Genomic DNA, 21,164 nt, shown 5'->3' on the forward strand with positions numbered 1-21,164 from the left:
AAGATTTATGAATATAAAAATAAAACTTTTAGCAGCTTGTTTAATTGCCGGTTTGGTGCATGCCCCGGCCTATGCTATTGACGACTGGGCCGGTACCAGCGGCAGCCAGTTTTTAAAGATTGACGCCGGCTCCCCGCGGGCCCAGGCATTGGGTAATGCCTATGTATCCGTGGCGGACGGGCCTGAGGCTTTGTTTTGGAACCCGGCTGGCGCGGCGTCAGCCACTTCGCGTGAGCTGCAGTTTTCTTACTTGGCGTATTTACAGGGTTATAAAGCCCGCACGTTGGCTTATTTGCAGCCCTTGGGAAAGACCATTTTAGGCGTTACGCTTAACTATATGGACATGGGCGGATTTGATTACCGCGACGAGTGGGGGAATCTGCAATGGTCCGGCGCCAACCCGGTGCAGAACTTTGTGGGCAGCGTGTCTTTGGCCCGCGGTTTCTTTGACCAGAAACTGCAAATCGGCGGTACGGCCAAGTACGTGAATGAAAAGCTGGACACTAACCGCTACACCAGCGTAGGGTTTGACGTAGGCGCCAAACTTCGCCTGGTAAACTGGTTGGGTTTAGGCGGCGCCTTGGTAAACATTGGCGACCGGGAAGATATGCCCCAAGGCTTGCGTTTAGGGGCGGATATCAATACGCGCTACTTTACCATTTCCGGCGAATGGATGGATTATGAAGACGATGACTCCCGCTATGGTATTGGTTTAGAGGTGCACATACCGGAAGATCTGCTTTCCGTGGCCCGTTTTGATTTGCGCGTGGGGTATTATACGCGTGATAACACGGGTATTAGCGAAAGTTCCACCCTGCAAAGTTTAGGGCTGGATGAAACTTCTAAAGTTTCTTTTGGTTTTGGTATTTACAGTTCTGAGCTGTTTGGCTACGGGGCGTCTATTGATTACGCCGTTACGCCGTTTGGGGCGCTGGGTACCTCGCAGCAGATAGCTGTTGGTATACAGTTTTAATGTATGATGAGAGGAGAAAAAACGCATATACTGAAAAGTAAAAAAGGGCAAACCGCTATTGAATATGTAATTACCGCGGCGGCGTTATTTAGCGCTTTTTTGGCCTTTTATGCGTTTTATTCTCACATTGTTCCACAGCAGTTTGAGCAGGGAGCAAAAGTAATTTTAGAAGTCTACGAAACAAATTAGATTGATTTGTAAAATCAGGAGGAGCACATGAAGTTTATTATTGCCTTGGAAAATAAGCTGGAAGCCGTAAAGAACGCAGCCTTTTCTTGCTTGAAAAAGAAAGAAGGCCAGAACACCATCGAATATATTTTGATGTTAGGTGTTGTGGTGGGTATTGCTCTTGCAGTAGGCGTAGCCGTTAAAAAAATGTTGCCGGACGTGTTTGAAAACGTCAAAGCCAAAATCTTGGGCGGCGTGAACAGCATTGAGTAGTTTTAAGGTGTAAAAATGAACCTTTTTCGTAGGGGGCGTGGTGGACAGGTAACTGTGGAGTTGCTGTTAATATTGCCGGTATTTATGTTGATGATTTTTTTCATCTTGGAATACGGCAATATTGCATACCACACGCTGTTGGCAAATCACGCTTCCTATGAATTTGCCCGTATAGGGGCTATGGCGGCCGTTAAAGAGCCCAGCGGGCAGCCAAATAATTGGACGGTGCAGCAAAAAATATCCCAAGCCAAACGCCGCGTATTTGGGGCGGCGGGAGACAGGATAAAAGTAACTGTAAAGATGGAAACAACGGGCCGGGATCCGTTGTATTCCCCTCACCGCCATCAGGACATTGTGGTGGAGTTAAAATATCCTGTAAAATTGATTTTTCCCGGGAGCAGTTTTATTTTAGCCAGTAAGCCCCGCAAAGAGGGGATACGTATGATAGAAACCGAGGCGCGCATGCCTGTGGAAAAGATGTATTTAAGTACGGATAAACAATAGATTTTTATTAATTAACAGCGTTTTAAGGAGAATTTATGAAAAAAGGAGTATTCTTGCCGTTTATCGTGGCGCTTGGCGCGGCGTTGGTGTATTTGTTAATTGTTAACAGCGCGTCCAGCAAATTAGAAAATGACAAAGTCATTAAACGTGTTTTTGTGCCTATCCGGGACATAAAAGAACGGGAAGTGATTAAAAGAGATTCCATTAAATGGGTTCCCATACCGGCTAAATATGTACAAAAAGACGCGTTAACTTATTCTACCGATTCGGATTTTGCATCCATTGAAAACGCTGTTGCCCGTATTCAGATTCCCAAAGGGAACCAAATTTCAAAATATGCCATCACTTCGTTATCCCCGGAAGCGGGGCTTTCCAGTAAAATTCCGGCCAGAATGAGGGGTTTTATCATCCGGGTGGATTCTGCTTCCGCGGGGATGATTAAACCGGATGACAACGTGGATATTTTATTAACGTTTTCTGCCGTGATGAAGAACGGTTCTCCCCAAAAAGTAACGGTAACCCTTTTACAGAATATTAAAGTGTTGGGCGTCGGCGCGAACTTGGGCCAAGGTTTGGATGCCAAGAGTGCCGCCGGCTTGCAAAGCAAAGAGGAAGAAGCCGCCGCGTATACGGATAGCTCCACTTTGTCTTTGGCTCTTTCCCCGCGTGACGCGCAGTATTTGGCGTTGGCGCAGTCCGAAGGGGAAATTTCCGTCATCTTGCGTTCTCCCGGAGATGGGACCAACTACTTGATGGAAATTGCTACATTTGAAAAATTATTTCAGTAAATAGGAACCATCATGATAAAAACAAACTTTATTACTAAGATATCTGTAGCCGTGTTTTTAGTGGCCATGCTGGCCCCGTGCGTGCACGCAAAAAAGACCCGTTTGGTATCTGTCAGCGCAGACGTGGTTGAAATTGCCGGCTCCATGAGCTCTGTTAAAGGTTTTGCGTGGAACCAAATCTTTGACTTTGAGGAAGCCGCCATCCCGGGTATTTTTTCACTGGGCGATTTTGAACGTAAAACGGCGGTGGCTACCCGTCTTAGACTTATGGAAAACGAGGGCCGCGCGCAGATTTTATCCAACCCCAAAATTGTTACCAGTTCCGGCAACCAAGCCAACATTTCCGTGGGCGGACGTATTCCCTACCCGGTGGTGAACAGCCAGGGCGCCGTGGGTACGCAGATGGAAACCTATGGGGTATTATTAAACGTAACTCCCACCATTATTCCGGAACGCGGAAACATTATTGATTTACAGCTGGAATTAAAAGTGTCCCAGCCGGACTATTCCCGCGCTATTATGATTGGTACTTCCACCTCTTACTCTATTTTGGAACGTTTGGTGCAAACCCATGTAGAACTTAACAGCGGGGAAACCTTGGTTATTGGTGGTTTAAAAAGCAGCAGCCGCAACGTGTCGGAAGACCGCGTGCCGTTTTTAGGCCGTTTGCCTTTAATTGGTTTATTCTTTAAGAGCAAAGACGTAACGGAAGACCAGCGTTCTTTGTTCCTGTTTGTAACGGTAGAGGTAGTTGAGTAGAGTTTATGGCTGAACAGGACCCTTCTTTAAAAACAGACGCTAAAATCATTACTTTCTCCGGCCCAAAAGAAGGGGCGGGGAAGACCACCCTTGTGCTTAACTTAGCGTTAGGTTGGGCGGGTATTCAGAAAAGGCCTGTTCTTATTGTTCCGCTGGATCCGCTGGCGCGCCAAGAACATAGTTTTTATTTAAATATTAAAAAACCCGTCAGCGTGGCGGATATTTTGCGTACGCTGGGCAACACGAATATTGCGGTAGTGGGGGGGCTTTTGCGCGGGAAAATATCCATGTCCCAATGGGGGGTGGGTGTTTTGCCTTTGGGCAACAGCCGTGCGCAAGTGGCCAGCATCAGCCCTAAAATTTTAATTCCTATTTTATCCCGTCTTTCCCAAACATTTGATATCTTTTTAGATGTGGACTCCAGTTTCCCCATGCAAGCGTTTGCTTTTGATATTTCTGATAAAATCTTTTGGGTTACGCATGCCACGCGTTCGCATTTAAATTCTACCATACAACTTTTTAACGATTATAAAGAGCAGCGCTATCCGCTGGAACGCATTAACGTTATTTGCAATTCCTACGATACCCCCGGCTCTATTCCTTATGAAGAAATGGAACGGGTGTATACCTCGCTTTTGGGGCGTAATATTGATGTGTTTTTGCCGTGGGACGAAGGCATTATGGCTTCGTCCAACCGCCGTGAAATAGAAATTATTGTCAATCCGCAAAGCGAGTGGATAAAAGGCCTGCGTTTGATTTTAGCCCAAATACGCGATTTGAAACCCGTCCCGAAAGACTGGGTGGCGCAGGTTTCTGATGAAGAATTTACCCAAGCCGCCAAAGAAATTTGGAGCCCCGTCTTATTCCAAGGCGGTGAAACCAAGACGGAAAACTCCCACGTCGCGGTGGAAGAAGAATCCTCTTCTTCCGCTAAGACAAAAATGTCTTTTTGGGATGATTTAAAGCAAAAAATCCACAAAGAAGTGGTTCGTACGCTGGAAATTGAGCATATTGTGGTTAGCGAGGAGAGTTCCGCCAGTGAGCAGACCCGCAAGCGCGTGGCGGCCATTGTGGATGATATCTTGCAGAAACAACCTAATTTGCAATTTTCGCGTGATCAGCGCGTACGTTTTAGTTCAGAACTGTTAGATGAAATTTTGGGTTTAGGGCCGCTTGAAAATTTAATGCGTGACCCCAGTGTTACCGAAATCATGGTGAACGCTTTTGACAAGATTTTTATAGAACAGAAAGGTAAACTGACGCTTACCAAATATAAATTCCGCAATAATGACCAAGTGGTACAGGTGATTAAGCGTATTGTGTCTCCCTTGGGGCGCCGTATTGACGAGTCCGTTCCGCTGGTGGACGCGCGTTTAAAAGACGGTTCCCGTGTAAACGCCATTATAGCGCCGCTGGCGGTTTCCGGCCCTACGCTTACCATCCGCCGTTTCTCCCAAAAACCTTTTGGCCCGGAAGATTACTTCCGCTTTGGCACCATTAGCCGGGAATGTATGGATTTCTTGGAAAAATGCGTGCGTATCCGCAAAAATATCATTGTCTGCGGTGGTACGGGTACCGGTAAAACTACATTTTTAAATGCTTTATCCGGTTATATCGCCAATGACGAACGTATTATTACGGTGGAAGATACGGCCGAACTTCGTTTGCAGCAGCCGCACTGGGTGTCTTTGGAAAGCCGCCCGCCAAACGTGGAAGGAAAAGGTGCCATTACTATTCAAGATTTGGTAAAGAACTGTTTGCGTATGCGTCCGGACCGCATTGTAGTAGGGGAGTGCCGCGGCGGCGAAGCGTTGGACATGTTACAAGCCATGAACACGGGTCACGAAGGGTCTTTAACCACTATTCACGCCAATACTCCCCGCGACGGGCTGTCCCGTTTGGAAGCCATGTGCATGCAAACCGGAGCGGACTTGCCTATTTTCGCTATTCGGGAGATGATTTCTTCTGCTGTTAACATGATTGTGCAGCTTTCCCGTTTTTCTGACGGGTCCAGAAAAGTAACGTATATTACGGAGATGACCGGCCAGAAAAACAATGAAATCCAATCCGTAGATTTATTTCGTTATGTACAAACCGGCGTGGATGAAAATGGAAAAGTGCAGGGTTTCTTTGCTCCCACGGGAAATATCCCTTCTTTCTTTAATGATTTTAAAGCAAAAGGGGTGCCTCTGCCGGAAGATATTTTTACTAAAAACGCGGTTCCGTTTGATGAAAACGGCAAACCCATGATCACCCAGGCGCAGTCAGCGGGCGGCTCGGCGGTGCCTCCGCCTCCCCCAGCGGCAAAATGACACGGAGTTTTAAATGAGAAAGAACTTTTTATCTTTCATTTTGGTTACTGTTTTGGTCTTAGGCTTGTTTTTGGCCCCGGTGTCTGTATCGGCCCGCGGGCTGGGCAAAGCCGATAAAAACCGCATAGAATGCGCCAAAGAAAAAATGCGTATATTGGCGGAGATGTTTGATGTAAAATTACCCCTTGATAAAAAAACGCAGGAATTGCCGGCGCAGTGCTCTAATGCCGGAGCGGTGGTAAAGCCTCCCAAATGGTTTGTGGAAGGGCAAGATATTAAAACCAAAGACTCAAACGGCCAAATAGTTACCGTTCGTAAAGAGGCGGAACTGGACCGGATGGATAAAACAAAAGTGGTTTACATCCCCGGGGAAGGCACTTACAGCGAGGCGGATTTGTGGCGCCAGGCGTTTTCTAACGTGTATTTGTATTTAGACCGGGCCGCCATGTCCATGGATCCTTCCCAGCCTATTTCGTTAGACCAGTTGGCGCGCGGCTATGTGGGGAACCGTATCAATTTAGTGGCTACGTTAGACCGCTTAAATAAAGATTTGCTGTTTGGCTCCAAGCCTTTAATTATGAAAGACAGTATGGACGGACGCGGGCGCGCCATGCTGGCTACATTGGAGCTGATTAATAATGAGTTTTTTAGTACGATAGAATCTTTCTCTGCTCCTTCCAAAGAGCGTGAAAACAAATACCGCCAAGCCGTTCAGGCGGTGGTGGTATTGTCCAACCAGTTGTATACGGAGTTTATGTCCAGCGCGGTGCCTACTTTCCCGCCGGACCCCAAAACCTTGCAAACTACCGCCGCGGATAAAATGATGTTTTTTATCATGTTGATTATTGGCAGCGCGTTGGCGGGTTTGTCGGTATTTCTGTTTTTGGAAGTCAAACGCCAAAGTATTGAAATTATGGTGGAAGAGTATCATACAAAAAGCGTGGCTTGGGCGGAAGATTTTAACAGACAGTTTTTAACGATAGATATCCGTTATATTGTTTTTGGCACCATAGGTATTTTTGCGTTGCTGGGGTTGTTTTTTGGCTTCAGCACGGGCGGTTTCAGCGGCGTGTTTGTGTTTTTGGTGTTTGTGGCTATTGGCGTGTTTGCCAGTATACGTATGCCGGAAGCCGTGTTGGACTCGCTTAAAAAAGCGCGCGGGCGCAAAATTAATGCCCAGCTGATGGACGCGTTGATTTTGCTTTCCAACTCGTTGCGTTCTGGTATGGATATTGTGCAAGGTTTTGAAAAAGTATCTTCGGAAATGCGCCCGCCTATTTCAGATGAATTTGGTTTGGTAATTAAGAACTACCAGCTGGGTACTCCTTTTGAAAAAGCTTTGGACGGGATGAATGACCGTATAGACAGCCGTATGTTAAGCTATATTATTAAAGCGATTGTCATTCAGAGGCAAGTCGGCGGTAACTTAACGGTTATTTTTGCCCGCTTGGTGGAAAACATCCGGGAAGAAAGCAAACTGGAAGAAAAATTGCAGGCTATGACGGCCCAGCAAAAAATCCAGGCTATTGTGGTAGGTGTTATGCCGTTTTTAATGGTGGGCGTGATGTTCCTGTTCCGCCCGGATGAAATGATTTCTTTTTATGCCAGCCCGTTGGGAATGATTCTGTTTTTATTCTGTGTCGTGTGGATTGCCATTGGCATGAAGATTATTAAGAAAGTGGGCGAGGTGAAAGTATAATGGAAGTGTCATTGGGGTTGCGTTTAATATTGGGTTGTTGTGCGATTATCGGCACCATTGCTTTGTTCATTGGGGTGTTGGCTTTGCTGTCTCCCAAAGAAGAAAAAGAAGCTTTGGTGGACGTTGCCGTGCGCCGTTTCAAGTCCACTTCCAGCTTTTCCAAATTAAATCCGGACAAATTTTTTGACCGCTTGGCTTTGTTTTTTCTGCACACTTTCCATTTAGAAAAATCGTTGGAGGAAATGCATCTCCAGCTGGGCAGCCCGGATACCCCGCAGCCGGTGGATATTTTATATCTCAAAGTAGGCTTGGCGATTGCGTTTCCGGTGGGGGCGTTGATTATTTTTCAAAGTTTTATCATGACGATTATCGCTTTTCCTGTAGGTTTTTATTTGCCGGACCTGATATTGAAAAGCAAAATTCAAAAACGTCAGGCTGAAATATTGGGAAATTTCTCCACCACGGTGGATTTGGCGGCTTTGATTATTGAGTCCGGTTTGGATTATTTAATCGCGTTTGAACGTATTATTAAAATTGCGAAGGAAAAAACCATTTTGGAAGAGGAATTGGAAAAAACCCTCAATGAAATTAAATTAGGCTATTCCCGGCGCGAAGCGATGGACCGTCTGGCGGCCCGCACCGGGGTGCAGGAAGTTCGCTCCTTGGTGGGTCTTATTAAGCAATCGGATGAGTTGGGTACCAGTTTGGTAGATTTGCTGCGTAACTTCTCCACGGATTTGCGTTCCCGCCGTTTAAGTTTGGCGGAAAAATTAGCCGCGCAGGCATCTACCAAGATGTTATTCCCGTTGTTTATTTTCATTTTCCCAACGATTTTTATTTTAATTCTTGCCCCTATGGTCAAAGGTTTGTTTGCGGGCGGGCTTAGTTTTTAAAGAGGATTAACCTATGAAAAAACATTTCTTGTTTGTTCTATTCGCCTTAACGGCCCTTTCGTCTGTGGCCGCTCCCGTTTTGCGGGAAATTCCGGTTCGGCAGCACGGTAAAGAAGCCGGCATGCTCTTGGACTTAAGCAAAATTTCCTTAGGCACTTTAAACGATGTGGAAGAACGCAAACAATACCTTTCTACCGTTCAGCTGGAAAAGCAGCGTATTCAAAACTATACCTTACGCATGGTGTATGAAAACGCCTACCAGTTGTATAAACAAGGGGATTACCAGCGCGCGCAAGAGCTGGCCCAAACCATTTTAAGTATTGACCCTAATTTTACCCAAGCCCAAACTTTGGCGTTGCAGGCAAACCATATGGGTACTTATGGCACGGTGTCAGAATCTCAAGTGATAGAAGCCAAATTTCAGGAGGCGCTGCGCTTGTATGACAGCGGCCGCTTGGTAGAGGCGAATCAAAAACTGGATGAAATTTTAACCATTCGCCCCGGTAACAGCAAAGCCTTGTCTTGGAAGAAGAAAATCACCGCTGATATTGCGGCGGAATATGTGCGCCGCGGTGACAGAGCGTATGATTCCGGGGATTATCAAAAAGCTTTAGACAACTGGTATAACGCCCTTATGATTCGCAAAGATGATGCCAGCTTGGTAACTAAAATTTCCCAGACGGAAAACGTGGTGCGTAAACAGCAGGTGCAGGAATATATGGAAAAAGCCATGGCCTACTATAACCAAGGCCAGTATGTGGAAGCGTATTCCGTATTTGAGCGCATTATTAAAATTCAACCGGGCGATCAGCGCGTACAAAAATACATGATGCAGCTGAAAGATGAAATTTATGACGGCTATGCCAATGCGGGCAGCAAAGCGTATGGGGTTGGCAAGTATGATTCCGCCATCGCGTATTGGACGAAAGCCAAAAAGTGGGGTTCCAACACGGCGGAGATGGATTCTTGGATTAAAAAGGCCCGTAATGCTAAGGAAAATGCGTTGCGTATCGCCCAAGAAAAGAAATTCCGTTCTGTAAAACGCACCAAGGATGCGCAGGGCAATATTGTGGAAGAAGTTATTGAGTCTACTACGGTTACAACCCAGCCGGAAGTGAAGCCGGAGCCGACGGAACCCTTGCCCGAAACGGTGGGCGTAAATGAGACGTTGCCGGAATTGGCGCCTACTACGGGCCGTGTGTCGGAGGAAGCGCGCGCCGCTTCCCGCCAAAAATACGTAGAAGGCTTGGACGCTTTCACCCAAGACGATTATGAACGTGCCCGCGCGGCGTGGGTGCAGGCGGTACAGTTAGATCCGGGTAACTCGGACGCTGCCATCGGTTTACAGAAAGTGGAAGAATTAACCGGTATACGTTAATATAGAGGATTTGAGATTATGAAATTGACTTCTAAGTGGATATTGTGGTTTGCACTGGTTTCGTTATATGCGGCCGTATTTGGCGGGCTGGTGTATTACAATATGTTCAAGTTCGTGTTTGACAAGAAGCTGCAAAACGAAATGGTGGAAATGGTTCGCTTCCGCGCGCCCAGGCTGGTAACGGCGTTGGCGTCCCGCCCTAAAGGACCGGTAACTTTTGTGGAAGCGGACATTATGAAATCTTGGAAGAATAATGATGACCGCATTAGAGACTTGATTTACTTTAATTATGACGGTTCTATCCGCTGGCATGAGAACACGCAATTTTTAGGCAAGTCTTATTCTGACTATAATACTACGGTGGGGCTTCCTACCAGCGCGGTGGTTTACGCCATTAACGAGCGTGCCCCAAAAGCCATTATGTATGATGACGGTAACACCTATGATATGGCAATCCCGTTACTGGCAAAAGATACTGTGGCGGGGGTGGTAAATGTGGCCGTTTCCCGCGCCAGCGCCAAGGAGTTGATTCATTCAGCCATGGTGCGTTATACCATTGGCGTATTTTTTATGATATTGCTTATTGGCGGCGTATTATACTTGTTTATGTTGCTAAAGATTTTGCGCCCGTTAGACGGCCTAAGAGACGCGGTGGACGCGGTTTCCTTAAATACGCTTACGCTTTCTTATCCGTCCCGCGGGGATGAAATTGGCGACGTAGCCAAAGCGATAGACGGCCTGCTTTTAAAAATACGCGAAGACATAAAAAGTTTAGAGAATGTAGAAATTATGTCTTTGGAAAAAGAACGCAAATGGTGGAAAACCATTTTGGCTGTTACGGTGCCCAAAGGGTCCCGCGCTTTGGTGATTGATGAAAATAACAATATTTTATACACCAATTTTGAGTTAAATAGCAAGAAGACCGGCCCCGTGCATTTGTTGGATATTTTTGACGGGCGGCAGCAGAATATTATTCAGGTGGTGGGGGAAGCGTTGGAAAATCCCACAAAAGTTTTGCGCGGCACAGTAATTAATAAAAATGTACAATGTTTAGTGAAAGCCGTACAATTGCCGGATGATGCCGGTAAAAACCGCATGGTTTTGGTGTTGGAACCGGAGAAGTAGCCGGTTCGTTTAACGGGAGAGTTTATGAGAGTAGAAATTAAAAAGATAGCAATCGGCAATGTAATTTTTTCCGCTTTTCCGGTGGCGGTGTTTGCGGTAATGTTAATTACTGCTTTGTTGGAATTGTTTAATCCGGACGGGGCCGTCACGTTGGATTACATTATGACTTTGATTATGCGTTCTATTCAAGGAACTTTGCTTACGTTGGTAAGCGTGGTGTTCTTTTTATTGGCGTATAACATTTTGTGCGCTGTGGGAATTCGCGGCGTAAGGGTAGAATTAGAAGACAAATAAATAGGAGATTACAGACAATGAAAAAGATATTAACAGTATTGCTGGCGTTTGCCGTGGCTGGCGTCGCTTTTGCTGCAACAGCTAAGACTGCCAAAACGGCTAAAGCCGATAAAAAACAAACGGTGGAGTTTATTATTATTGAATCGGAAGATTATGACGCCGGTAAAGAAGACACGCAGCTTACGCAAGGTATTTCCCAATTTTTGGGTATGGAACCGAAAGTAACCAAAGTAGCTGTTTCTGAGGCGAAAAAAGATCCTAAATTAGCAGAAATGGATTATTCTTTCCTGCCTTTGTATTTAGTCAAAAAGACGGATGCTATTAAAGAAAAATTGGCTCAGCACATTCAATATGGCGTAGCTATTGAAAAAGACGAATTCATCGCTTTGCCCAAGCAAACCCGCCAGGGCGTATTGCCTAACAAAGAAGCCAAACCGGGCGTGTTGGAACTTTTTGTAATGTCTCAATGCCCTTATGGCGCTATGGCTGAAAATAAAATTATTGAAGCTCAAAAAGCGGGCAAATTGCCGGAAGATAAAGACATTCGCGTGCGCTATATCGTAAATTACAGCGATAAAGACGGTTTTTCCAGCTTGCACGGTTCTGCGGAATGGGAAGAAAACATCCGCCAGCTGTTAATTGCCAAATACTATCCTAAAAAATTCTGGAAATATTTGGAAATCCGCAACAAAGACTATCGCTCCAGCCGCTGGGATAAAGCCATGGAAGAAGCGGGTATTAACAGCAAAAAAATCATGAAAAAATTTGATACCGAAGGGGTAGAACTCTTGAAAGAAGAAGCCAAATATACCCAAGAATATGGCGTGAACGCTTCTCCCTCTTTCTTGTGGGAAGGAAAGGTTGTTTTAGATTTTGGCGGCGTAGCTGAATTGGAAGGTTTTGAGTTTATGAATCCCAGCGCTCCTGCTGCCAACGGGCAAGCCGTTCCTGCCGGAAGCTGCTAAAAAACGTGCAGAACTAATCATTTAGTTTCTATAATAAAAGCGGGGGCTGGTTTGCCAGTCCCCGCTTTCCCTTAAATATAAAACGGAAGGACGTTCATGATTAAACACAAATTGGGCGGTTTGTTTCCAAAAGCGTTGCTGGTTTTAAGCATTGTATCCGTTGTGCCTGTTTTGATTATCGGATACCATGTATTGGGCATAAATAACCGTTTATTAAATAATGAACTGTTGGAAAAGCAGCAGGCGGTTGCCAGCCGCTTGGTTTCTATTTTGCGCAATAACGTAACGCGCCGGGCGAATGTTTTTTCCATCTTTACCGATTTGCATACCGATTTTGGCGGCCACCGTTTTATAGACCAAACAGACATAGATTACCTGCGTGAACGCACCCCGGGCATTACCCACATTTCCGTTTTAAACAGCAACGGGCAGCAGTTATTTTATTCCAGCGAAGACAAAAGCCGCTTTAGCTACGCGGCGGAGTTGGATAACATTTTAACCACTTGCGTTATGAACGGGGAGGATTACGTCGGTTCCGTTAAACGTACGGACGGGAAGATGTATGCCTTAATGGCTTTTCCAATTCGGGAACATTTGGGAGATAAAGACGTTACCGGCGTAATGGTGGTGGAATTGGATTTAAGCGATTTAGGGGAAAGCCTTGCTTCCGCTTATCCGCAAGATTTGCAAGTTTTAGTGTTTGCTTCGGATGGAACCATTATTTCTTATTCCGGCGCTCCGCATGGGTTAGCCCTAGAGGCGCAGCCTTCGTTGCGGGAAACCGCTTTATATATAGAGCGCCAGTTGGGGGCCAAGCGCTCGGGGGAAGTGGTAATGCCGGACGGGGAACATATGTTGGTGGCTTCCGCGGAAGTTTCCCAAGCGCATTGGACGGTATTTGTCATGCAGCCGGCGGACCAGCCCACCGCTTTATTATTGGAAGACACCTTTAGCTCTTTAATTGATTTATTGGTTATTATAGTAGGCATGATAGCTTTTGTGGTAATTGTCAGTTATTTGGTTATCATCCCAATTACCCGCCCGTTAGGCCGTTTGCAGGCGGCCGCTGTCCGCTTGCGGGAAGAGGATAATTATATTCCTACCAGAGCGGATGTTGATATTCCTCATAATGAAATTGGTGACTTGGCTACCGTATTTTTAGATATGGCCGCTACATTAAGACAGCGCAAAGAGGAAGTTTTGAAGTCTCAGCAAGAATTGGCGCAAATGAACCGCACATTAGAGAAACGCGTGGAAGAACGTACGCGCGAGTTAAAAGAGGCTATGCGGGAATTGGTAAAAACCGAACGGCTGGCCGCCATTGGGCAGATGGCTTCTATTATCAGCCACGAAATACGCAACCCGCTGGCGGTAATTAGTAACGCCACGCGTTTAATTAAAACCATTGTTTCCCCAAAAGAACCCAAGTTAATAAAGCAATTTGGAATTATTGATTCGGAAATTAAACAGGCCAGCAGTATTATAAATGAAGTTTTGGGTTATGCCCGCAGCCGGGAACTTATTTTAACGGCAATAGACGTAAACAGCTATTTAAAAGAAATTATCCTTTCTTTTCCTATCAGCGGGGGAATACGTATTAAAGAAGCATTGGACCCGGAGAGCGTGCGTATTAAAATAGATGCGGAAGAAATGAAACAGGCAATTCGCAACCTGATTGTTAACGCGGCGGAAGCGATGCAGGATAAAGGCACTATCACGGTAGGAACCAAGGTGGGCAGAAGGGTCATGTGCATTTTTGTGGCGGATGAAGGGCCGGGTATTTCCCCAGAGATGAAGAACAAAATTTTTTCCCCGTTTTTTACTACCAAGGCCCGCGGTACGGGGTTGGGCTTAGCCGTAGTAGGCAAAGCAATGGCCCGCCATAAAGGGAAGATTTTTATTCACAGTCAGGAAGGAAAAGGAACGTGTTTTGAGCTTTATTTGAGAATTTATAAAAAACCAGGAGATACCAGTTATGGAGAAAGAAGCTAAGATTTTAGTGGTAGACGATGACAACAATTTGCGCGAAACCATGGTGGATTTGCTGGAAATTGAGGGCTATAAAGTTTATCAGGCCGGAAATGCCAAAGAATGTTTGGATATTTGTACCAATGAGTTTTTTAACGTTATTTTAATGGATTATAACCTGCCTGACGAAACCGGCTTGGAACTTATACGCAAGATCCGCGCTTTTAACCAGGATTCCCAAATTATTATGATTACCGCTTACGCTTCATTAAACGCCATTATGGAAGCCATGCAGGAATCCGTCTATGATTTTTTGGTCAAACCGGTGGATTTTGACTATTTAAAACGCACGATTTCCCGTGCTTTGGATAAGTACTTTTTGGAACAAAGCAACAAGGAATTGTTGATTCAGCTCAAACAGCGTAATGAAGATCTTGATCGGTTGAATAACATGAAATCCAAATTCTTTTCTATTGTATCGCATGATTTGTCCAACTCTCTTATGACGCTGAAAATGAGTTTTGATATGCTTAAAAAGAAATTGCAATCCCCTGATGCGGACCAAACCCGAAAAATGATGTTCATGGACGAAAGCATCAGCCAAATTGAACACTTAATTAAAGATTTGGTGGACTGGGCCGCTATTGAAAAAGGCAAGTTGCGTATAGAAAAAGCAAAATTTGAATTAACAGGCAGCCTTAAAAAGACGGCGGAAATTTTTAAAGCCAAAGCGGCAAAGCGTTTTATTGCGGTTACCTTTGAAAGTGAAGGGGAAATTGGCGTTTTTGCCGATGAGAAACGCATCCGCCAAGTAATATCTAATATTTTGGAAAACGCCGTCCGTCATACGCCCGACAATGGCAAGATTGCCATACAGGTTGGCAGAATGGACGAAAAAAATGCTAAAGTATCGGTTACAGACTCTGGGGACGGAATAGACCCGGTTCAGGCCCCTGATTTATTTACCAGTTTTACCCAGGTAGGGGATAAATCCCGCGTGGGCCGTTTAGGGCTGGGGTTATCCATTGCCAAGGATATTGTGGTAAATCATGGGGGGCGTATTTGGGCCCAGAGCGAAGGTTTAGGAAAAGGGGCCACGTTTACTTTTACGTTGCCTATTGTTACTTTATAGTTTTAACTTGGATATGGGAGCTAACACATGAATAAAAAGAAAAAAGTGTCCGTGTTAATTGCGGATGACCAAACGCTTTTCCGCGAAGGCATCAAAGATGTGCTGACCAACGAAAAGTGGATTGAAGTGGTAGGCGAAGCAGCCGACGGAGTAGAAGCCGTTGCTTTAGCTAAGAAACTTAAGCCGGACGTGGTATTAATGGATATTAAGCTGCCTAAAATGGACGGTATATCCGCTACCAAGCAAATTCGTTTGGCCGTTCCGGAAGTAAACGTGCTTATGCTGTCTAGCTTTGAGGATGAAGCCCATGTGTTGGATGCTATTCAAGCGGGCGCCAACGGGTATCTGTCTAAAATGCTGCCGGCGGCGGAGTTGGTAAATTCCATTAAAACATTTACCAGCGAAGGGCTGATGATTCCCCAACAGCTGATGGGCAAGTTATTGCACGGCTTACGCAAAATGGGGGACGGCTCTATGCCTTCTCAAGCTACTTTGACCAAAACGGAAATTAAGGTTATGGATCTGTTAGGCAAAGGCATGAGCAATAAAGAATTGGCCAAAGAACTGGATTGCAGCGTTAAAACCATTAAAAATCATTTAAACAGCGCGTTTCATAAGCTGGGTGTAAGCAGCCGTACGGAAGCCGTGGTAAAAGCAATAGAAAAGGGGCTTATATCCTCTGAAGGAACGCGTATTTCCGATGAATACGGAGAATAAATCCGCCATGTTTTTAAAGCAAAAGCGCCAAAACAAACTGGCCGATAACAGCGGGCAGGCTACTATAGAGTACGTCCTGATGTTAGGGACAGTAGTTACTTTGTTTTCCGCTTTTATTATGCTTTTTAATAAAGATATTGTGCGTATTTTCTTTTCGTTTATCGGGATGTTAATGGGTTACTAAATATGATGGGCATTTTAGGGCGTATATGTAAACGAACCATAAGCAACAACCGGGCGCAGATTTTGCTCCCGGCGGTGTTGCTGGCTCCCATTTTTATATTGGTTATTTACCTGCTGTTTGAAACCTCTAAAGTGTCTATGTATAAAATACGTAACCAGTTCGCGCTGGATAATGCGGCGTACAGCCAAATGTCTTCTTTATCGGTCTATTTAAATGCGCTTGCGTATACCAACGGAAATATGCCTTACAGGGTAATGAAAAGTTACAACGCGGATTATTTATCCCCTAAAGGGGCTGCCGGGACCAAGGGGAAATATACCGTATTTGACGTTTTTTACCAGGCGGGGGCTTTCCCCGCGTTAGGGCCTGATCACGCCGACAACGCCGGATATAACCCCAATCCGGCTCCCACTTCGGATGATTGGGATTATGCCTATTATCAAGACAAGCGTAAAAATTGGAACAAAGAACAGCCTTCCGATTCTCCCGATGAGGAAGGCCGTTACGTACTAACCAGTAAAAAAATAGCGGACGAAAACTTTTTTCCGTCCACCTCTATTGGCGTTCCCAGCTTACAGCAATACATCACAATCTATTTATTGCTGGGGCAGATTTACCAAAGCCAAACTTTCTCTTACCAAGATACCACCCGCGACGCGCGCATGTTCCGGGAGGCGTACTATTTAAACTCGCCTTCCTGCCGCAACCAGCGGGATTGCGCCCGCCAAAGCGCGGCCATTATGGCCAATTATGTTAAAGTGCAGTCCAAACCGTTTGAGATTGATAAAGTGCGCGCTTATTTTTCGGAAGACATCGGAACCACTATGACCTCTGCTTATCCGGTGGATTTGGATATGTCTACTGACGTGAAAAAGAAATTATTCCAATTTTCTTATTTAGATTCTTCCAGCTTGGATAAGCTTAAAAAATTGCGCAACGGCATTAAGCTGGAGCAGGGGTACCAATTGCCCCTCAATAACTTTGATATCAACTTAACGGTTAAATATAAGCCTAAAGTTCGTACCCAAGTGGGCTTGCAGTGCCCCCGCAGCGGCAATAATTGCGTGTGGCCCAACCCGCTTCCTAAATACAGCATAAGGATGCAGCCTTCATGATAGATTTGTCTTTTTTACGCCAACGGAAAGGACAGGCCACTACGGAGGTGGTGCTGTTGTTTCCGTTGTTTGTTATTTTTGCGGTATTTATCATTAAAATATTCGGTTTGCTCGTTTTAAACCAAAAGATGGAAATTGCCGCTTTTTATGCCGCGCGGCGTTATCAGCTGCAGGGCGGGGTTCCGGATTCCATGCAAAACTGGAACAGGCAGTTTTTGGAAAAAGACATCAAAAAGAAAGTGGAAGATTACCTAGGTTTTAATAATACGGGTATGAAAACTTTTTTAAGTTTGCGGCGTTTTACCCTGGAAGTGGATACCTCCGGTACGTGGACATTGGTTACACTAAAGGTTTTTACTAATCCGCCCCGTATTCGTTTTTTATGCAATTACGATAAATTTGAAGTGTGCAAAGGGGATAACCGCTGTTATAAAGGGTATGAATATTTGTGTGATACCGGCGGTGAGATTGAGGTCAAAAAATTTGTAGGTAAAAATGACCGCGTAATGCCGTATGTACAGCCGGATTAATCTTTTTGTATAAAAAGTAAGGGGAATTCTCCCTTGACAAGGCCCTTTTGGTTGCTTATACTAAAAGTACACCCTAAAGGGAAATTTATATGAAACTCTGTGTTTGGGCGTATGTATGTGTTGACGTACGGGCCGACAGGAGTAATTTTTATATCATGTAAAAAGGGACAGTTTATGTTTAATTTTAAATCGCCGTTGGCCGGCAAAGTATTTAAAAAACTAAACCATATGGATAAAAAACAAGCCTATACATATGGTGGTATTGCTATTGTGGTACTGGTGGCGCTGCTCACATTGGCGGCAGCTTCCGGAAGCGGGCCGGATGATTCTTTTGAAGATTTGCAGGGCCGCGGTTACGATTTGGCCCAAATGCCTTTTGTTAACGATGAGGCGGAACAGTTTTTATTAGCTTCTAAATACCCGGATATGCGCAACAATAACGTAAACGCTATCTATTCTAAAGAAGAAAAAGAGGCCCGCCAAGCGGAAGATGCCCAAGAAGAAGGCCAACAAGAGGATAATTCTTCATCGGAAGAGTCTTCTGCTTCTTCGGGCGCATACACCGGCTACCGCGGGGGCGGGGGGAGCGGCTCTGCCCGCACTCCTACGCAAATAGGTTCTTTTACACCCAGCGGGTCCATGGCGTCAGCCAGCGGTGGAAACACGACTGCCACTTTTGGCGGTACTGTAAAGGGGGATTTTTCTCCTTTTCAACGTGAAGATAAAGGAAAGGAAGCCCCTTTTGTAGACCCGAATAACGCCCGCCAGGCGTTAGCCCGTTTTAATTCCGCCAGCCGTGCGGCGGCGCGCGGCGCCAATAAGGCGCGGGATTCCCAAAAAGCGTTGTTTGGTTCTCATGTATCGGGAACCGGCGGCTTTGATTCAAACGGGGTTCCGTTATCCGGTACCGGTGACGGCATCAACTATTCCGATGCCGATACCCCGGATTTAAGCAATCTGGAAAAAACCATGCAAGACCGCGCAGCCGATGCCCGTGAAAAAGCGCAAGAGCAGCAACTGCAGGAAGAAGAAAGTTTAGGGCGTATGTTCTTGGAAGGATTAATGCAAATTGGGTTAGACCTTGCAAAGCAGTTTCTTGGCAATGCCCTTAATAAGTGGAGCGCTTCTGCCCAAAATAACAGCTATGCCAAGAGTGTATATGGCACGAATTTATCCGGTTTATCTGCAGGAAGCGATGTTCCTGCTTCTTGGAGCTCAGATACTATCAACAGATATGCAGATTTAGGTTATATAAGTAAAGGGAGCAACAACACCTATACCATTACGCCCGAAGGGTCTTCATTTTTTATCAATAACGTTCGTTCCTCTAGCGGTGGCGGCGGAAATATTTTTGGAAATGGTCTTTTAGATACGCCTACTATGGAAGGATATGGCAGAACAACGAATAGAGACCCGGTAAAACCTGGAAATAATCAGACGGATACCCCGAAACCAAAAGATCCGTATACGCGTACGATATAGGAACGGGTGTTTTATTTACGGTCCCAATAGCAGTTTTGGAGGTTTATATGAGATTCTTATTTAAATTTTTTCAAAGCAAGGCGGGGAAAGCGATGCTTTCCGGCACCCAGGCGCTTGCCGCTTCAGCAGCGGTTGGGTTGGGCTGTGTTGCCGCTTGGCAGATTTTAGGGTCTGATTCCAATTCAGACAATGCCTTCAACTCGTTAGGATACCAACCACAAGAAGAGGTGGTCTATGTATCCGGCGCGGCCACCGGCCAGTATGGTCTTGAGGATCATACAGAAAGTGCTTTCCGGGCGGCTCCTTCCAAAGCGATTGAAATGCAGCAGCGGGAAGCGGAATACTTGCGCCAGCAAGAGTTGGAGCGGGAGGCCGCTGAGCGGGCCGCTTATGAAGCGCAAACTTCAGCTCCGGCGGTAGATGCTAACCCGATAGGGGGGATAAACGAAGGGTTAGGCAATAAAAAGATGGAAGCGTTTTCTCCGGAGCAAATTAAAGCCATGCAAGCCCAAGCGCTGCAACAAGCACAGGCGGCCGCTTCAGCGGGAAAGGCGCAGGCGGATGCCATTGCCGCGGCGGCGGCCAGCGGTGTGAGCGGGGCGGCCACGCGCAGCGGCGCATTAGGGGCTGCTTATGGCGGTGGTACTATGGCAGGCAGCGGTTTGTCGGCCGGGGCTGGCGGTTCCGCCCAATATGTGGGGATGCCCGGGACGGTCGATTCTGGTAAAAATTTAAACGGCTCTGATGGTATTACCACAGGTACAGACGCTGTGTATTTGCCGGAACAAGAAGGGGCCCGTATTCCCAATGCCCGCAACCAGCGTGCCAAACCCAGTTTTGGAGCGGATGTTAAACCAAGAGAAAACTCCAAAGATTTTAACAGTTTGGAATTAATGGCCAAACGTTCTGCGGAAATTGCCGGGAACGAAACCCGTTCCGCTAACGAAGCCGGGCGCGCCTTTATGGCCAGCACAAAAAATTCCGGCGGTATTCGTTTAGACGGAGTAGGAGAGGTTTCTGTGGGCCAGGGCGCCAGTTCAGATGACTTTGGCGACGCTTCTTTATCCGGCATTAATGGGGCGGTAGGTTCCGCTATGGAAGAAATAATGACCGAAGAGGAGCAGTTTCGCCAAGAACGCAAAGATTTGCGTAAGAAATTAAGAAAACTGATAGGCTATACGTTTATTGCCTTTGCGTGTGCCTTTCCTTTCTTAGGCTGGTTAGCTGTACGCGGCAAATTTAACGAGTACTATGCCGCCGCCGAGGAATATGATAAAGAATATGGAGACCGCAGCAAAGAAGCCAAAGCCGGTAAGAAAATTGCCAATAAACTTAAAATCTGCGCCAAGGCCGGCGGTTTTGGTTTAGTATTATTTGGGGCAATGATCCCTTGGATGTTAGCGGATGCTTTTGGTTGGACGACTTCTGTAGACAAGCTAAAAGCAGAGGATGATTCTGCCGAACAAGGCCGTGTGGGTTCTGTGCGTGGCAGTTCCAGCGGCAATGAGCCAGGCTCTACTTTGGATGTAACAGAAGGTAGCTCGGCCAGTGATGCCAGTTCCCGGCGCGCCCAAGAATATATGTCGCGTACGGACGGACGCTAAGGGGGGCTTATGGCGGAAAAATTAATTTTAACAGACAAAGAAGTAAAATTTTTTAAACGGGCCGGCTGGGTATATGGAATATTAACTTTAGTATGGCTTGTATGGATGGTAGTTGGATGGACTGGATATTTTCATAATAAAGCTATTTTAGACAAGCAGGAAGCGGAGTATGAATTAAAGCAGGAAGAAATGCGCCGTATACAAAGTTTTATGCGTGCGACGCAACTTAATTCTTCCGCCGCTGTAAATCAAAGTCTAAACGCCGTAACGGGAGAATAAAAAGAGTTTACCGGAGGATTTT

General features: G+C 45.9%; 22 protein-coding genes. All 22 read left to right on the forward strand.

The window, feature by feature from the left end:
• The first annotated feature begins 7 nt into the window (after window positions 1-7).
• A complete protein-coding gene (locus ACQY33_RS05930) occupies window positions 8-973 on the forward strand; it encodes a hypothetical protein (protein WP_428074888.1) in 966 nt (321 codons plus the stop codon).
• A 3-nt stretch (window positions 974-976) separates the two neighbouring features.
• Window positions 977-1,162, forward strand: a complete 186-nt coding sequence (locus tag ACQY33_RS05935) for a hypothetical protein (protein ID WP_428074890.1) — start codon at window positions 977-979, stop codon at window positions 1,160-1,162.
• A 27-nt stretch (window positions 1,163-1,189) separates the two neighbouring features.
• The gene (locus ACQY33_RS05940) at window positions 1,190-1,414 is read left to right on the forward strand and encodes a hypothetical protein (RefSeq protein WP_428074892.1); all 225 of its coding nucleotides are present in this window, start codon (window positions 1,190-1,192) and stop codon (window positions 1,412-1,414) included.
• Window positions 1,415-1,429: 15 nt separating this feature from the next.
• Complete coding sequence (locus ACQY33_RS05945; protein ID WP_428074894.1) at window positions 1,430-1,918, forward strand: TadE family protein; 489 nt, start codon at window positions 1,430-1,432, stop codon at window positions 1,916-1,918.
• 35 nt (window positions 1,919-1,953) lie between these two features.
• The gene (cpaB, locus tag ACQY33_RS05950) at window positions 1,954-2,706 is read left to right on the forward strand and encodes a Flp pilus assembly protein CpaB (RefSeq protein WP_428074896.1); all 753 of its coding nucleotides are present in this window, start codon (window positions 1,954-1,956) and stop codon (window positions 2,704-2,706) included.
• A gap of 12 nt (window positions 2,707-2,718) precedes the next feature.
• Window positions 2,719-3,465 (forward strand): type II and III secretion system protein, encoded by a 747-nt coding sequence (locus ACQY33_RS05955; RefSeq protein WP_428074898.1) that lies wholly within the window; start codon window positions 2,719-2,721, stop codon window positions 3,463-3,465.
• 5 nt (window positions 3,466-3,470) lie between these two features.
• Window positions 3,471-5,777, forward strand: coding sequence for an ATPase, T2SS/T4P/T4SS family (locus ACQY33_RS05960; protein WP_428074899.1), 2,307 nt, complete (start codon window positions 3,471-3,473; stop codon window positions 5,775-5,777).
• A gap of 13 nt (window positions 5,778-5,790) precedes the next feature.
• On the forward strand, window positions 5,791-7,476 hold the full coding sequence (locus tag ACQY33_RS05965) for a type II secretion system F family protein (protein ID WP_428074901.1): 1,686 nt from the start codon (window positions 5,791-5,793) through the stop codon (window positions 7,474-7,476).
• A complete protein-coding gene (locus ACQY33_RS05970) occupies window positions 7,476-8,369 on the forward strand; it encodes a type II secretion system F family protein (protein WP_428074903.1) in 894 nt (297 codons plus the stop codon). Before ACQY33_RS05965 ends, ACQY33_RS05970 begins: the two co-directional genes overlap by 1 nt.
• A 13-nt stretch (window positions 8,370-8,382) precedes the next feature.
• Window positions 8,383-9,747 carry a tetratricopeptide repeat protein gene (locus ACQY33_RS05975; protein WP_428074906.1) on the forward strand — a complete coding sequence of 455 codons (1,365 nt, stop codon included), beginning with the start codon at window positions 8,383-8,385 and terminating at the stop codon, window positions 9,745-9,747.
• Between the two features lie 18 nt (window positions 9,748-9,765).
• Complete coding sequence (locus ACQY33_RS05980) at window positions 9,766-10,872, forward strand: HAMP domain-containing protein (RefSeq protein WP_428074908.1); 1,107 nt, start codon at window positions 9,766-9,768, stop codon at window positions 10,870-10,872.
• 24 nt (window positions 10,873-10,896) lie between these two features.
• Window positions 10,897-11,166: a hypothetical protein gene (locus tag ACQY33_RS05985; RefSeq protein WP_428074910.1), complete on the forward strand. Its 270-nt coding sequence runs from the start codon at window positions 10,897-10,899 to the stop codon at window positions 11,164-11,166.
• Window positions 11,167-11,183: 17 nt separating this feature from the next.
• A complete protein-coding gene (locus ACQY33_RS05990; RefSeq protein WP_428074912.1) occupies window positions 11,184-12,131 on the forward strand; it encodes a DsbA family protein in 948 nt (315 codons plus the stop codon).
• A gap of 96 nt (window positions 12,132-12,227) precedes the next feature.
• Window positions 12,228-14,123 carry an ATP-binding protein gene (locus ACQY33_RS05995; RefSeq protein ID WP_428074914.1) on the forward strand — a complete coding sequence of 632 codons (1,896 nt, stop codon included), beginning with the start codon at window positions 12,228-12,230 and terminating at the stop codon, window positions 14,121-14,123.
• Window positions 14,107-15,231 (forward strand): ATP-binding protein, encoded by a 1,125-nt coding sequence (locus ACQY33_RS06000; RefSeq protein ID WP_428074916.1) that lies wholly within the window; start codon window positions 14,107-14,109, stop codon window positions 15,229-15,231. Before ACQY33_RS05995 ends, ACQY33_RS06000 begins: the two co-directional genes overlap by 17 nt.
• 27 nt (window positions 15,232-15,258) lie before the next feature.
• The gene (locus ACQY33_RS06005; RefSeq protein ID WP_428074918.1) at window positions 15,259-15,948 is read left to right on the forward strand and encodes a response regulator; all 690 of its coding nucleotides are present in this window, start codon (window positions 15,259-15,261) and stop codon (window positions 15,946-15,948) included.
• Entirely contained in the window at window positions 15,932-16,132 is a 201-nt protein-coding gene (locus ACQY33_RS06010) for a hypothetical protein (protein ID WP_428074920.1), read from the forward strand. The genes ACQY33_RS06005 and ACQY33_RS06010 overlap by 17 nt, the downstream gene beginning before the upstream one ends.
• Before the next feature lie 2 nt (window positions 16,133-16,134).
• Window positions 16,135-17,247: a TadE/TadG family type IV pilus assembly protein gene (locus ACQY33_RS06015; protein WP_428074922.1), complete on the forward strand. Its 1,113-nt coding sequence runs from the start codon at window positions 16,135-16,137 to the stop codon at window positions 17,245-17,247.
• Window positions 17,244-17,777, forward strand: a complete 534-nt coding sequence (locus tag ACQY33_RS06020; RefSeq protein WP_428074924.1) for a TadE/TadG family type IV pilus assembly protein — start codon at window positions 17,244-17,246, stop codon at window positions 17,775-17,777. Before ACQY33_RS06015 ends, ACQY33_RS06020 begins: the two co-directional genes overlap by 4 nt.
• 174 nt (window positions 17,778-17,951) lie before the next feature.
• Window positions 17,952-19,259, forward strand: coding sequence for a hypothetical protein (locus ACQY33_RS06025; protein WP_428074926.1), 1,308 nt, complete (start codon window positions 17,952-17,954; stop codon window positions 19,257-19,259).
• Window positions 19,260-19,306: 47 nt separating this feature from the next.
• Window positions 19,307-20,863, forward strand: coding sequence for a hypothetical protein (locus tag ACQY33_RS06030; RefSeq protein WP_428074927.1), 1,557 nt, complete (start codon window positions 19,307-19,309; stop codon window positions 20,861-20,863).
• A gap of 9 nt (window positions 20,864-20,872) precedes the next feature.
• Complete coding sequence (locus tag ACQY33_RS06035; protein WP_428074929.1) at window positions 20,873-21,142, forward strand: hypothetical protein; 270 nt, start codon at window positions 20,873-20,875, stop codon at window positions 21,140-21,142.
• The last annotated feature ends 22 nt before the right edge of the window (window positions 21,143-21,164 follow it).

Origin of the sequence: Candidatus Avelusimicrobium aviculae (assembly GCF_949292495.1) — a bacterium.
GTDB classification, from domain to species: Bacteria; Elusimicrobiota; Elusimicrobia; order Elusimicrobiales; family Elusimicrobiaceae; genus Avelusimicrobium; species Avelusimicrobium aviculae.

What these genes read in the sequence shown, in the direction of transcription:
- ACQY33_RS05930 (WP_428074888.1), top strand. Translation starts at nt 8, where the DNA reads ATGAATATAAAAATAAAACTTTTAGCAGCTTGTTTAATTGCCGGTTTG.
- ACQY33_RS05935 (WP_428074890.1), top strand. Translation starts at nt 977, where the DNA reads ATGATGAGAGGAGAAAAAACGCATATACTGAAAAGTAAAAAAGGGCAA.
- ACQY33_RS05940 (WP_428074892.1), top strand. Translation starts at nt 1,190, where the DNA reads ATGAAGTTTATTATTGCCTTGGAAAATAAGCTGGAAGCCGTAAAGAAC.
- ACQY33_RS05945 (WP_428074894.1), top strand. Translation starts at nt 1,430, where the DNA reads ATGAACCTTTTTCGTAGGGGGCGTGGTGGACAGGTAACTGTGGAGTTG.
- cpaB (WP_428074896.1), top strand. Translation starts at nt 1,954, where the DNA reads ATGAAAAAAGGAGTATTCTTGCCGTTTATCGTGGCGCTTGGCGCGGCG.
- ACQY33_RS05955 (WP_428074898.1), top strand. Translation starts at nt 2,719, where the DNA reads ATGATAAAAACAAACTTTATTACTAAGATATCTGTAGCCGTGTTTTTA.
- ACQY33_RS05960 (WP_428074899.1), top strand. Translation starts at nt 3,471, where the DNA reads ATGGCTGAACAGGACCCTTCTTTAAAAACAGACGCTAAAATCATTACT.
- ACQY33_RS05965 (WP_428074901.1), top strand. Translation starts at nt 5,791, where the DNA reads ATGAGAAAGAACTTTTTATCTTTCATTTTGGTTACTGTTTTGGTCTTA.
- ACQY33_RS05970 (WP_428074903.1), top strand. Translation starts at nt 7,476, where the DNA reads ATGGAAGTGTCATTGGGGTTGCGTTTAATATTGGGTTGTTGTGCGATT.
- ACQY33_RS05975 (WP_428074906.1), top strand. Translation starts at nt 8,383, where the DNA reads ATGAAAAAACATTTCTTGTTTGTTCTATTCGCCTTAACGGCCCTTTCG.
- ACQY33_RS05980 (WP_428074908.1), top strand. Translation starts at nt 9,766, where the DNA reads ATGAAATTGACTTCTAAGTGGATATTGTGGTTTGCACTGGTTTCGTTA.
- ACQY33_RS05985 (WP_428074910.1), top strand. Translation starts at nt 10,897, where the DNA reads ATGAGAGTAGAAATTAAAAAGATAGCAATCGGCAATGTAATTTTTTCC.
- ACQY33_RS05990 (WP_428074912.1), top strand. Translation starts at nt 11,184, where the DNA reads ATGAAAAAGATATTAACAGTATTGCTGGCGTTTGCCGTGGCTGGCGTC.
- ACQY33_RS05995 (WP_428074914.1), top strand. Translation starts at nt 12,228, where the DNA reads ATGATTAAACACAAATTGGGCGGTTTGTTTCCAAAAGCGTTGCTGGTT.
- ACQY33_RS06000 (WP_428074916.1), top strand. Translation starts at nt 14,107, where the DNA reads ATGGAGAAAGAAGCTAAGATTTTAGTGGTAGACGATGACAACAATTTG.
- ACQY33_RS06005 (WP_428074918.1), top strand. Translation starts at nt 15,259, where the DNA reads ATGAATAAAAAGAAAAAAGTGTCCGTGTTAATTGCGGATGACCAAACG.
- ACQY33_RS06010 (WP_428074920.1), top strand. Translation starts at nt 15,932, where the DNA reads ATGAATACGGAGAATAAATCCGCCATGTTTTTAAAGCAAAAGCGCCAA.
- ACQY33_RS06015 (WP_428074922.1), top strand. Translation starts at nt 16,135, where the DNA reads ATGATGGGCATTTTAGGGCGTATATGTAAACGAACCATAAGCAACAAC.
- ACQY33_RS06020 (WP_428074924.1), top strand. Translation starts at nt 17,244, where the DNA reads ATGATAGATTTGTCTTTTTTACGCCAACGGAAAGGACAGGCCACTACG.
- ACQY33_RS06025 (WP_428074926.1), top strand. Translation starts at nt 17,952, where the DNA reads ATGTTTAATTTTAAATCGCCGTTGGCCGGCAAAGTATTTAAAAAACTA.
- ACQY33_RS06030 (WP_428074927.1), top strand. Translation starts at nt 19,307, where the DNA reads ATGAGATTCTTATTTAAATTTTTTCAAAGCAAGGCGGGGAAAGCGATG.
- ACQY33_RS06035 (WP_428074929.1), top strand. Translation starts at nt 20,873, where the DNA reads ATGGCGGAAAAATTAATTTTAACAGACAAAGAAGTAAAATTTTTTAAA.